At 71.5% G+C, this 11,271-nt stretch carries 9 protein-coding genes; 5 read left to right on the forward strand and 4 right to left on the reverse strand.

Annotation, left to right across the window (positions count from 1 at the left end):
- Positions 1-119: 119 nt before the first annotated feature.
- Entirely contained in the window at positions 120-638 is a 519-nt protein-coding gene (locus tag DEU37_RS01525) for a GNAT family N-acetyltransferase (protein ID WP_121188937.1), read from the reverse strand.
- A gap of 143 nt (positions 639-781) precedes the next feature.
- Here DEU37_RS01525 and DEU37_RS01530 point away from each other — a divergent pair, with 143 nt between their 5' ends.
- Positions 782-1,342 (forward strand): thioesterase family protein, encoded by a 561-nt coding sequence (locus DEU37_RS01530; protein ID WP_121188938.1) that lies wholly within the window; start codon positions 782-784, stop codon positions 1,340-1,342.
- A 19-nt stretch (positions 1,343-1,361) separates the two neighbouring features.
- Here the strand turns inward: DEU37_RS01530 and DEU37_RS01535 are convergent, their stop codons facing one another.
- Positions 1,362-2,243: a LysR family transcriptional regulator gene (locus tag DEU37_RS01535; RefSeq protein ID WP_121188939.1), complete on the reverse strand. Its 882-nt coding sequence runs from the start codon at positions 2,241-2,243 to the stop codon at positions 1,362-1,364.
- A 134-nt stretch (positions 2,244-2,377) separates the two neighbouring features.
- Between DEU37_RS01535 and DEU37_RS01540 the strand changes: the two genes are divergently transcribed.
- Together DEU37_RS01540 and DEU37_RS01545 are read left to right on the forward strand one after the other, a co-directional pair.
- The gene (locus DEU37_RS01540) at positions 2,378-6,106 is read left to right on the forward strand and encodes a bifunctional proline dehydrogenase/L-glutamate gamma-semialdehyde dehydrogenase (RefSeq protein WP_121188940.1); all 3,729 of its coding nucleotides are present in this window, start codon (positions 2,378-2,380) and stop codon (positions 6,104-6,106) included.
- On the forward strand, positions 6,103-6,579 hold the full coding sequence (locus DEU37_RS01545; RefSeq protein WP_121188941.1) for a GNAT family N-acetyltransferase: 477 nt from the start codon (positions 6,103-6,105) through the stop codon (positions 6,577-6,579). The genes DEU37_RS01540 and DEU37_RS01545 overlap by 4 nt, the downstream gene beginning before the upstream one ends.
- A 181-nt stretch (positions 6,580-6,760) precedes the next feature.
- Here DEU37_RS01545 and DEU37_RS01550 read toward each other — a convergent pair whose 3' ends face one another.
- The gene (locus DEU37_RS01550) at positions 6,761-7,522 is read right to left on the reverse strand and encodes a hypothetical protein (protein WP_121188942.1); all 762 of its coding nucleotides are present in this window, start codon (positions 7,520-7,522) and stop codon (positions 6,761-6,763) included.
- A 106-nt stretch (positions 7,523-7,628) separates the two neighbouring features.
- On the opposite strand from DEU37_RS01550, the gene ddaH reads away from it, so the two are divergent.
- Both ddaH and rocD read left to right on the forward strand, forming a co-directional pair.
- Entirely contained in the window at positions 7,629-8,471 is an 843-nt protein-coding gene (gene ddaH, locus DEU37_RS01555; protein ID WP_121188943.1) for a dimethylargininase, read from the forward strand.
- Positions 8,468-9,691, forward strand: coding sequence for an ornithine--oxo-acid transaminase (gene rocD / locus DEU37_RS01560; protein WP_121188944.1), 1,224 nt, complete (start codon positions 8,468-8,470; stop codon positions 9,689-9,691). The genes ddaH and rocD overlap by 4 nt, the downstream gene beginning before the upstream one ends.
- 13 nt (positions 9,692-9,704) lie before the next feature.
- Here rocD and DEU37_RS01565 read toward each other — a convergent pair whose 3' ends face one another.
- On the reverse strand, positions 9,705-11,240 hold the full coding sequence (locus DEU37_RS01565; protein WP_121188945.1) for a molybdopterin-dependent oxidoreductase: 1,536 nt from the start codon (positions 11,238-11,240) through the stop codon (positions 9,705-9,707).
- Positions 11,241-11,271: the final 31 nt, after the last annotated feature.

Raw genomic sequence — 11,271 nt, forward strand, 5'->3', positions numbered from 1 at the left:
CCGAGCATCTCCGCAGAATGCGACGAACTCCGCATCCGATCGGCGATGTGGATGCGGAGTTCGTCAGAATCTGCGGAGTTGGTGAGCGCCGCGGACGGGCGCGGCGACAGTGACGGCGGTCAGCGGACGAAGCGGACCTCGGTGAGCGTCTCGCCGAGGAACGGCTCGGTGTGGCTGGCGCCGTCGAGGGCGAAACCATTGCGCGCGTAGAAGCGGTGCGCCCGCGGGTTGTCCTCGGCGACCCAGAGGTAGAGCTCCTCGTCGGGCTCGGCGGCGGCATCGAACAGCTGCTGCCCGATGCCGGTGCCGTGGAACTGGTCGAGCAGATAGATGAAGTAGAGCTCGCGCGTGCGGGGGGCATCGCGGTCGCGCGCCGGGCCGGAGCCCACGAAGCCGACGATCTCGCCGCCGACGAGGGCGGCGAACATCTTGAACTCGGAACCCTGGTGGGCCCAGTGGGTCCACAGTTCGGCGAGGCGCTTGGGCGAGACGTTTTCCAGAGCAGCCTTGCTGATGAGGTGGTCGTAGGTTTCGTGCCAGCACGTCGCGTGGACACGTCCGAGGGCCTCGGCATCCACGTCACGAACGGGACGGACGACGGTGTCGGTCTGCGCTGAGATGTCGGTGGGGGCTTCCATGGCCAGACTCTACGGCGGCCCTTCGGATTCACGAAATCGACGGATGCCGTGCGCCAACCCCCTCCGGACCCGGTGCGCAGGACTGTGGGAACCCCACAACAGACGCCGGGCGACCATCGCGCAATCCGCTAGCATCGCGCTTCGTGAACGTATGGTGGCGGACCCTCTTGACCATCTGGCGCGCGAAGGTGCTGCTGCATCGGCGCGGCCCGTTGCCGCCGCGCACCGTGGGGCGCATCAGGCTGCGGACGCTCCCGACCGACATCGACCTCCTCGGTCACATGAACAACGGCCGCTACGCCTCGCTGTTCGACCTCGGCCGCTTCGACCTGCTCATCCGCACCGGCATCTGGGATGCGATGAACGCGCAGGGCTGGTACGCAGTGGTCGCCAGCGAGACGGTCACCTTCCGCAAGTCGCTGCAGCTGTGGCAGCGCTTCACGGTCGAGTCGCGCCTCTACGCCCATGACGACAAGGCCGTCTACCAGATGCACCGCGCGGTCGTCGACGGCGAGGTCTACGCCGAGATGATCGTCCGCGCGCGCTTCCTGCGGCGCACCGGCGGCGTGGTGAACACCGACGAGCTGTTCGAGGCGCTCGCGCGTCCGGACGACCTGCCGCCCTTGCCGGAGTGGGTGGCCGACTGGGCCCGCGACAGCGCGCTTCCTTCGACGAAGGCGCCCGCCCCGAGCGTGTGGGACTGAGCCCGCGGCACCGCTCCCGTCAGACCCGACGGTCGATGAACGCCTCGGCGAGAGCGTCGCGGACGCTGCGGATGCCGGGACGGCTGCGGCTGGATCGGCGCGCGGCCGTGAAGATCTCACGGGCCGGGTCGCCCGGAAGCGCGCTCAGGTGCACCGGGGGTGCGCCGCCGGCCCACAGCAGATCCGGGAGCAGTCCGACGGCGTGACCGGCGGCGATCAGCTCGGCATGTCCGCTGAGGTCGGCGAGCTCGAAGCGCACGTCGGGCTCGAATCCCGCGGCGCGGCACTGCTGCATCGCCCATTCACGTGCCGCCGTGCCGCGCGGCTCCATCACCCAGGCGCGCTCGGCCAGCTCGGCGAGCGGTCCGCTCGCCCCCGCCGTCGCCAACCGAATCGGGTCGACGCCGAGCAGATCGCGGTCGAGTTCGGAACGGTGTGGGCGGGTGAGCCCCGGGTACTGCTCGGCGATCGCGAGGTCGAAGCCGCGCGCGCCCAGCTCGAACAACCCTTCTTCGGGCGGCAGCTCCGCGATCTCCACCCGGAGGCCGGGGGCGCGTTCGGCGAGCAGGGTCAACGCGGCGGGGACGAGAGCGCGAGCCGCCGTCTGCAGCACGGCGAGGCGCACCGGCGCGATGCCCAGGCGTGTGTCCTCCAGCTCGCCGCGGATCTCCTCGTCGGCGTCGAGGGCGCGCGCCGCGTATGCCGCGAGCGTCTCGCCGTGCGCGGTCAGCCGCACGCGGCGGCCGTCGGGGGCGAGCAGTGCCACCCCCGCATCGCGCTCGAGCTGGGACAGCTGTTGCGAGATCGTCGACGGGCTGTACGACAGCGCCTCCGCGACGGCGGCGATCGTGCCGCGCTGAGCGAGTTCATGCAGCAGCCGGAGTCGTCTCAGCTCGAACACGCCCGCTCCTCTCGGCATCCGTCGTCGTGTGCGCCGCGGCGCGGTCGCGCCGGAGAAAACATCGACGTCATCGAAGGATATCCATCAAGGATCATCGCTTTTGCCGAATCATATGCGTGCCTCACGCTGGACGCATGCAGACAGTGCACTCTGGAGACGTGACCGACGACACCACCACGCCCCCCTCGGCATCCCCGCTCGCCGACAGCGCCGTCTCCCTGGCGCGACGCTGGGTGGACGAGTCCGCAGCGGCCGACGTCGATCCCGCCGCCGAACGGCTCGCCGGCGTGCTCAAGGACCCCCACGGGCTGCCGTTCACGATCGGCTTCGTCGACGGCGTCATGCGTCCCGAGTCGTTGAGCGCCGCCGCGGCGAACCTGCAGCGCGTCGCGCCGCTGGTGCCCGATTTCCTGCCCTGGTATCTGCGGGCCGCGGTGCGCACCGCCGGTGCCGTGGGGCCGCTCCTTCCGGCGCCGACGGTGCCGCTCGCGCGCCGCGCGCTGCGCGAGATGGTCGGCCACCTGATCGTCGATGCCCGCCCCGACAAGCTGGGCCCGGCGCTGACGGCCATCCGCGCCTCGGGTGCGCGCCTCAACCTGAACCTCCTGGGCGAGGCCGTGCTCGGCGAGGCCGAAGCGCTGCGCCGCCTGGACGGCATCCACGATCTCATCCGCCGCGACGACGTCGACTACGTCTCGGTCAAGGTGTCGGCCATCGCGAGCCACATCTCGATGTGGGCCTTCGACGAGGTCGTCGACCGCGTCGTCGAGCGCCTGCTCCCGCTATACCTGACGGCCTCCTCCTCGCCGGGGCCCGAGTCGGCGCAGACGTTCATCAACCTCGACATGGAGGAGTACCGCGACCTCGACCTCACGATCGCGGTGTTCACCCGGCTGCTGGAGGATCCGCGGCTGCGCGAGCTCGAAGCGGGCATCGTCCTGCAGGCCTATCTCCCCGACGCCCTGCCGGCGCTGCGGCAGCTCACCGCCTGGGCGCAGCAGCGCGTCGACGACGGGGGCGCCCGCATCAAGGTGCGACTCGTCAAGGGAGCGAACCTCGCGATGGAGAGGGTGGATGCCGTCATGCACGGCTGGCCGCTGGCGACCCACGCGAGCAAGCTCGACGCCGACGCCAGTTACCTGCGGTGCCTCGACGAGGCGCTGCGGCCGGAGAACTCCCGGGCGGTGCGCCTCGGCGTCGCCGGCCACAACCTCTTCGACATCGCGTACGCGTGGCTGCTGGCGGGAGAGCGCGGCGTCCGGGGCGACGTCGAGTTCGAGATGCTCCTCGGGATGGCGCAGGGACAGGTGGCGGCGGTCTCGCGCGAGGTCGGCCACGTGCTGCTGTACGTGCCGGTGGTGCGGCCGGACGAGTTCGATGTGGCCATCAGCTACCTCGTGCGCCGACTGGAGGAGAACGCGTCGAGCGACAACTTCCTCTCGGCCGCTTTCGACCTGGCCGATGACCCGGCGATGTTCGCGCGGGAGCGCGACCGTTTCCTCGTCTCGCTGGACCGGGCCGCCGACCCCACCCTTCCCGTCGGCCCTCAGCGGACGCAGGCGCGGCTGGACGGCGGCGCCGCCGCCGCCGCGACACGCCATGCCCTCACCCGCCCGGAACCCGCCCCCGAGATGGCAGAGGGCGCCGCCGACGGCGATCTGACGCAGGTGGTGCTCGGCATCGCCGACGGACGCAGCGACGGCGAGTCCTTCGTCGACACCGCGGTCTTCGACCTGCGCGAATCCGCCGCCGCGGAGGGGGCGCCGGGGTTCGCGAACGCGCCCGACACCGATCCCGCGCTTCCGGCCAACCGCGCCTGGGCCGACGAGATCCTGGCCCGGGTCGCCGCGTCGACGGCGGGAGAGCCGACCATCGCCGCAGCGCGCATCGACGACCCGGCGTCGCTGGAAGACACGGTCGCGCGGGTGCGGGCGGCCGGCGTGCGCTGGGGCGCCGTGCCTGCGGACGACCGCGGGAACGTCCTGCGGGCGGTGGCGCGGGCGCTGCAGAGCCGCCGCGGCGAGCTCATCGAGGTCGCGGCGAGCGAGACCGGCAAGGTCTTCGCCGAAGCCGATGTCGAGGTCAGCGAGGCGGTCGACTTCGCGAACTACTACGCCGCGACGGCGCGTGAGCTCGACCGGGTGAGCGGCGCGGTGTTCGTCCCGGCCGCGCTCACGGTGGTCGCTCCGCCATGGAACTTCCCCGTCGCGATCCCCGCCGGCGGGGTGCTGGCCGCACTCGCGGCGGGATCGGGCGTCGTGTTCAAACCCGCCCCGCAGGCGCGGCGCTGCGCTGCCGTCGTCGCCGAGGCCGTCTGGGAGGCGTTGGATGCCGAGGGCATCGAGCGCGACATCCTCGCCCTCGTCGACATCGACGAGAAGGAGCAGGGTCAGCAGCTGATCGCACATCCCGACGTGGATCGCGTCATCCTCACCGGCTCGTGGGAGACGGCGCAGCTGTTCCGCTCGTGGCGGCGCGACCTGCCTCTGCTCGCCGAGACGAGCGGTAAGAACGCCATGATCGTCATGCCGTCCGCCGACCTGGACCTCGCGGCATCCGATCTGGTGAAGAGCGCCTTCGGTCACGCGGGCCAGAAGTGCTCCGCCGCCTCGCTCGCGATCCTGGTGGGACCGGTCGCGCGTTCCGAGCGGTTCGCCCGCCAGCTCATCGATGCCGTCCGGTCGCTGCGCGTGGGAGCGCCCTCCGATCCGCTGAGCGAAGTCGGGCCGGTGATCGAGACGCCGCGCGGCAAGCTCGACTGGGCCCTCACCACGCTCGAGGAGGGGGAGAGCTGGCTGGTCGCGCCCGAGCTCATCGACGGCTCGGCCGACGCCGACGCCGCCGCCCTCGCCGGGCGCCTCTGGCGGCCCGGCATCCGGGTCGGGGTACGCCCGGGATCGCGCACTCATCTCGAGGAGTTCTTCGGCCCGATGCTGGGGATCATGCACGCTTCCTCGCTGTCGGAGGCCGTCGAGCTGCAGAACGCGGTCGCCTACGGTCTCACCGCGGGCCTGTACACGCAGGACCCGGCCGACCTCGAGCTGTGGCTCGATCAGGTCGAAGCCGGAAACCTCTACGTCAACCGCGGCATCACCGGCGCGATCGTGCAGCGTCAGCCGTTCGGCGGCTGGAAGCGCTCCTCGGTGGGCGCCGGCACCAAGGCCGGGGGCCCGAACTATCTGATCGGGCTCGGCTCGTGGCGTCCCTCGGGCGGGGGTGCGCCGTCCTCGACGCTGCACCTGCGCGGGCTGGATGGGCGCATCACGTCTCTCATCGAGTCTGCCCAGCCGTCGCTGGACTACGAGGCCTTCGAGTGGCTGCGTCGCGGGGCGCTCTCTGACGCCGTCGCCTGGGACCGCGAGTTCGGCCGTGTCAAGGACGTGTCGCGGCTCGGCGTGGAGCGGAACCTCTTCCGGTACCGTCCCGTCGAGGTCGCGGTGCGCGCGACGAAGGATGCCGCGTGGCAGGCTCTGCTGCGCGTGGTCGTCGCCGGGGTGCGCGCCGGTGGCGCGATGACCATCAGTGCGCCGGTGGGGCTGCCGGCCGGAGTGCGCCGCGCGCTCGGCGACCTGGACGTCGCCGTGTTCGTCGAGTCGGACGAGCAGTGGATCGAGCGACTGCAGGTCGCGCGCGCCGACGGTGAGGCGCCGCGCGTGCGGCTGGTCGGGCCCTCGGCATCCGTTGCGGGCATCCACGACGCACTCGTTACCGCGACCGACGGCGATGTCGACATCGCCGTCTACGCCGGAGAGGTCACCACCGCCGGGCGCATCGAACTGCTGCCATTCCTGCGCGAACAGGCCGTATCGATCACCGCGCACCGCTTCGGCAACCCCGACGACTGGAGCGCCGAGGTCATATGACGCGGAAGGAGCCCCTCGATGTCCGCGAGCTCGCGGCATCCGAGGTCGATCGGATCGAGGCGGATGAGCCGCCCGGCAAGGGGTTCGTCCGGGAGATGTGGCGGCTGCAGGCCGCCGGTCAGAGCGTGCTGCTGGTCGCGTGGGACGGCGATGTGCCGGTCGGGTCGGCGCAGCTCGATCTGCGCACGGCGCCGGTCGAGCTGAAGAACCTCAACGTCCGAGCCGACAGCCGGGGCCGCGGTGTCGGCACCGCGCTGATCGCTGCGGCGAAGGCATGGATGCGCGCACGCGGCCACGCGCAGCTGAGCATCGGGGCCGGCGTGGACAACCCCGCCGCGCGACGCCTGTACGAGCGTGTGGGCTTCGTGGGGACGGGGGAGGTCTCGACGATCACCTATGACTACGTGGATGCCGAGGGCATCTCGCGCACGGCCACCGAAACCGACGAACGCCTCATCGCGGAGGTGAGCTGACTCCTCGCGCGCGGTCGAGAAGAGAAACAACTTATCTTTCTGGTGATGGAAGGTTTCGCACGCGAGCATGATCCTGGCGCATCTGGGGAGCGCCAGACGGCGACCGGCTCACGCGCACGAGCGCGTCAGATCCGACCGTCTTGTGACACGCCGGGGGGAGTGTCGCTCTGGGGCCGGGGATTCACTCGACCCCAGAGCTCCCGCGGTCCTCGTCCTCGGATTCGTGCTCGACCGTCTCGACCGACACCATCAGCCCCTTGACGAGCGCGTGCACGCCCAGACCGAACAGGGTCCACGTGCCTTCGGGGACGTCGTCGGATGCGGTCGCCACGACGGTCGGGTGGGGGGTGCCTTCGATCGCCCGCAAGGCGAAGCCCTCCGACATCGCTGCCAGCAGTTCGGTGAAGCCCTCGATGGTGAGCGGACTGCGCAGGCGCAGGCCGTAGGCCTCCATCAGCCAGAGGTAGAACCGTGCGAAGGCTGCGGTGGATCCCTGGCGACGCTCTCGCGTCGCCTCCTGCAGCTCCGGCCAGGTCTCGGCGGCCGCCCGCAGAGCCAGGGTCACGAGGAACTGCTGTGTGTCGATGTCGTGGGCCGGGCCGTCCGTGTCGACCGTGATGCTCTGCACATGTGCAGCGGAGCCGACCCGGATCACGTCGTCACCGTCGGCGCCCGCGGCGACGAGGTCCTCGATCGCGGCGCGCGGATACTCGGCGGGGTCGCTGCGGATGCGCAGGCGCACCATCGCCACCGCGAGATCACGCTGGTAGTCGTTCTGATCGGCCCACAGGCGGTACGCCGCCCCGGTGGTCAGTCCGGCCCGTCGCAGCACTTCCTGCAGGCGGATGTGTTGCACGCCGGCCGCCACGCCGCGCTCCAGCAGCATCTGCATGCCGACACGCAGAAGCAGTGCGCGCGTTTCCTCCCCCGTGCGACGGGCCATGGGACGAATCTACTCAGCGGAATGAACCCCGCAATGGCCTTGACACCCTCGGCGGATGCCGAGGGCGCTCTGGCACAATGGGGATGGCGAGGAACGAGGATCTCGAATGCCCGAGCGTATCGCCCATCACCGCCGGTACCTGATGTGCCGACCCGAGCACTTCACGGTGCGTTATTCGATCAATCCGTGGATGGAGCCGGCGCGACCGACCGACACGGCCAAAGCCGTGCGTCAGTGGCAGACGCTGTACGACACGTACCTCGCCCTCGGTCACGAGGTCGAACTGATCGACCCGCTGCCGGGGCTGCCCGACATGGTCTACACGGCCAACGGCGGCTTCGTCGTCGACGGCCGGGCGCTGGGAGTGCGCTTTCGTGTGCCGGAACGGCGCGGCGAGGAGCGTCCGTTCATGGACTGGTTCGCCGCCGCCGGCTTCGAGGTGATCGAACCGGTCGAGGTGCAGGAGGGCGAGGGGGACTTCCTCCTCGTCGGTGACACGATCCTCGCCGGCACCGGATTCCGCTCCGTCGGCGACAGCCACCGCGAACTCGCCGACGTCTTCGGCCGCGAGGTCGTCTCGCTGCGCCTGATCGATCCCCGGTTCTACCACCTCGACACCGCGATCTGCGTGCTCGATCCCGTCGAGGGTGTGGCCGGGGTGGATGCCGCGAACATCGCCTACCTGCCCTCCGCGTTCGACGAGGCGTCGCTGCGGGTGCTGGAAGAGCGCTACCCGGATGCCATCCTCGTGTCGGACGAGGACGGCGCCGTGTTCGGCCTGAACGCGGCATCCGACGGGCGGAACGTCTTCCTCTCGCCGCGTGCCACCGGGTTCGACGCCCAACTGCGCGAGCGGGGCTACGTTCCCGTCCCCGTCGACCTGTCGGAGCTGCTGCTCGGCGGCGGGGGCATCAAATGCTGCACGCTCGAACTGCGAGGAAACACATGAGCTCCGCCATCTCCATCGACGAGTCCTCCGCCGCCCTCATCGCGGCCGAGGACGAGCACGTCGCCCACAACTACCACCCGTTGCCGGTCGTCATCGCCCGGGGCGAGGGGGCCTGGGTCACCGACGTCGAGGGCAAGCGCTACCTCGATCTGCTGGCCGCCTATTCCGCCCTCAACTTCGGGCATCGCCATCCAGCCCTCCTGGCCGCCGCGACCGCGCAGCTGGGACGGGTGACGCTGACCAGTCGCGCCTTCCACAACGACCAGCTCGGCACGTTCGCCGCGGCGCTGGCCGAACTCTGCGGCAAAGACCTCGTGCTGCCGATGAACACCGGCGCCGAAGCGGTCGAGACGGGGATCAAGGTCGCCCGCGCGTGGGCGTACCGCACGAAGGGCGTCGCTGCGGATGCCGCGACCATCATCGTCGCCGACGGCAACTTCCACGGTCGCACGACGACCATCGTCGGCTTCAGCGACGACGAGCAGGCGCGCGCCGGCTTCGGCCCGTTCACCCCCGGGTTCGTCCGCGTGCCGTACGGGGATGCCGACGCCATCGCCGCCGCGATCGACGAGAACACCGCCGCGGTGCTGGTCGAGCCGATCCAGGGTGAGGCGGGCGTCGTCATCCCGCCCGACGGCTACCTCCGCGCCATCCGGGAGGTGTGCGACCGCGAAGGCGTGCTGTTCATCGCGGACGAGATCCAGTCCGGGCTCGCGCGGGTGGGTACGACGTTCGCCTGCGACCGAGAGCAGGTCGTGCCCGACGTGTACCTGCTGGGCAAGGCGCTCGGCGGCGGGATCGTGCCCCTGTCGGCGGTGGTCGCCGACCGCGACGTGCTCGGCGTCATCCGTCCCGGCGAGCACGGGTCCACGTTCGGAGGCAACCCGCTCGCGGCGGCCATCGGTGCGCAGGTGGTGCAGATGCTGGCATCGGGGGAGTTCCAGACGCGCGCCACCGCGCTCGGTGAGCACCTGGAGGCCACGCTGGCACCGCTCGTCGGCAACGGCGTCACCGCGATCCGCGTCGCCGGGCTCTGGGCCGGCGTCGACATCGATCCGGCGCGCGGAACGGGACGCGAGATCGCCGAGCGGCTGCTGGCGCGCGGGGTGCTCGTGAAGGACACGCACGGTCAGACGATCCGCATCGCGCCGCCGCTCGTGGTCCGTGCGACCGAGCTCGACTGGGCCGTCGAGCAGCTGCGGCTCGTCCTCGAAGGCTGAGAGCCGCCCGGCTTCAGGTCACCGTGACCGACACCCGGGGCCACCCGGTAGCGCCGTCCGGCGCCGGTGGGGCGACCGTCTGCGTCTGCGGCTGGCCGTCGGTCCCGATCGCGCGTGCCACGATCGTGTGCGGCCCCGCCGTCGCCCGCCAGGGGAGGGACCACTGCACCCACGTGTCGGCCGAGATCGCGGTGGCGAGCGTCGCGTCCTGCCAGTCACCGCCGTCGATCTGCACCTGGACGCCGCGAACGCCCACGCGCTGCTGCCAGGCGACGCCGGCGATCACCGCGTCGCCGGCCGTGACCGCGGTGCCCCGGCGGGGGACGTCGATGCGGCTCGCGAGCTTGATCGGGCCCCGCTCGGACCATCCGCGCGGCGTCCAGTAGCCCTGCGCATCGGAGAAGCGCGTGACCTCCAGATCGGTCACCCACTTCGTCGCCGACACGTAGCCGTACAGGCCCGGCACGACCATCCGCACGGGGAAGCCGTGCGCGATCGGCAGCGGCTCGCCGTTCATGCCCACGGCGAGGATCGCATTGCGCTCGTCGGTGAGCGCCTCCAGCGGCGTGCCCGCGGTGAAGCCGTCGATCGACGTCGAGAGCACCATGTCGGCATCCGCCTGCACGCCGGCCCGCGACAGCAGGTGTCGGATCGGGTAGCCGAGCCAGCGCGCAGTGCCGATCAGATCGCCGCCCACCTCGTTCGAGACGCACGTGAGGGTGGTCACGCTCTCTTCCAGGGGAAGGGCGAGCAACTCGTCCCAGCCGATCTCCACCTCGGTGTCGACCTTGCCGTGGATACGCAGTCGCCAGGTCGCCGGGTCGATCTGCGGCACCGCGAGCGCCGTGTCGATCCGGTAGAAATCGCCCGTGGGCGTGATGATCGGCGCGAGCTGCGGGATGCCGAGGTCGGCGCCGGCCGGCACGCTCACCGTCTTCGTGGCGCGCGGAAGAGTGATCGCCGCGCGGACCGCGGTCGCGGCACGGGCCCCCGTCTGCAGCGCCCACCCGCCGACGGCGGCCAGGGCGCCCGTCGCCGCCGCGCCGGCGGTCCAGAGGAGGAAGGTGCGGCGGGTGGCTCCGGCAGGCATCGCGGCGTCCGGCACGGCCCGTGGCGATGCGGCCGCGAGAGCCCGCGGGACGAGCAGGCTCAGCCCGAGGAGGGTCGCCCCGGCGCCGACCGCCGGCGGCACGACGGCGAGGGCCGCGGCATCCGCCCGGGTGACGGCCGCTCCGGCGCCGACGAGACCCAGCACGACGACCAGCGTCTGCGCGGCTCCCATCGAACGGCGGGCGAGCAGGCCCGCCGCCGCGCCCAGCAGGAGCAGCCCGAGGGCGACCGCGGTGACCAGTGCCGCCTTGTCGCCGGTGCCGAACAGGGCGATCGCGAGGTCTTTGCCCCAGGGAGGTGCGAGGTCGATGAGCGCTCCGCCGACGGCGGTGATCGGGCTCGCGCCGACGATGGCGCCGGTGAGTTCTGCGAGGCCCGCTCCGAAGGCCGCCGCGGCGGCTCCGGCGAGCGCGGCTCGACCTCGTGATCCCGTGCGCATGCGCTGATCATAAGTCGCGGATGCCGCCGAG

It is taken from the genome of Microbacterium sp. AG790 (genome assembly GCF_003634765.1).
Taxonomy (GTDB): Bacteria; Actinomycetota; Actinomycetes; order Actinomycetales; family Microbacteriaceae; genus Microbacterium.

Coding starts and splice junctions, on each gene's coding strand:
- DEU37_RS01525 (WP_121188937.1), bottom strand. CDS start 638: ATGGAAGCCCCCACCGACATCTCAGCGCAGACCGACACCGTCGTCCGT.
- DEU37_RS01540 (WP_121188940.1), top strand. CDS start 2,378: ATGCAGACAGTGCACTCTGGAGACGTGACCGACGACACCACCACGCCC.
- DEU37_RS01545 (WP_121188941.1), top strand. CDS start 6,103: ATGACGCGGAAGGAGCCCCTCGATGTCCGCGAGCTCGCGGCATCCGAG.
- DEU37_RS01550 (WP_121188942.1), bottom strand. CDS start 7,522: ATGGCCCGTCGCACGGGGGAGGAAACGCGCGCACTGCTTCTGCGTGTC.
- ddaH (WP_121188943.1), top strand. CDS start 7,629: ATGCCCGAGCGTATCGCCCATCACCGCCGGTACCTGATGTGCCGACCC.
- rocD (WP_121188944.1), top strand. CDS start 8,468: ATGAGCTCCGCCATCTCCATCGACGAGTCCTCCGCCGCCCTCATCGCG.
- DEU37_RS01565 (WP_121188945.1), bottom strand. CDS start 11,240: ATGCGCACGGGATCACGAGGTCGAGCCGCGCTCGCCGGAGCCGCCGCG.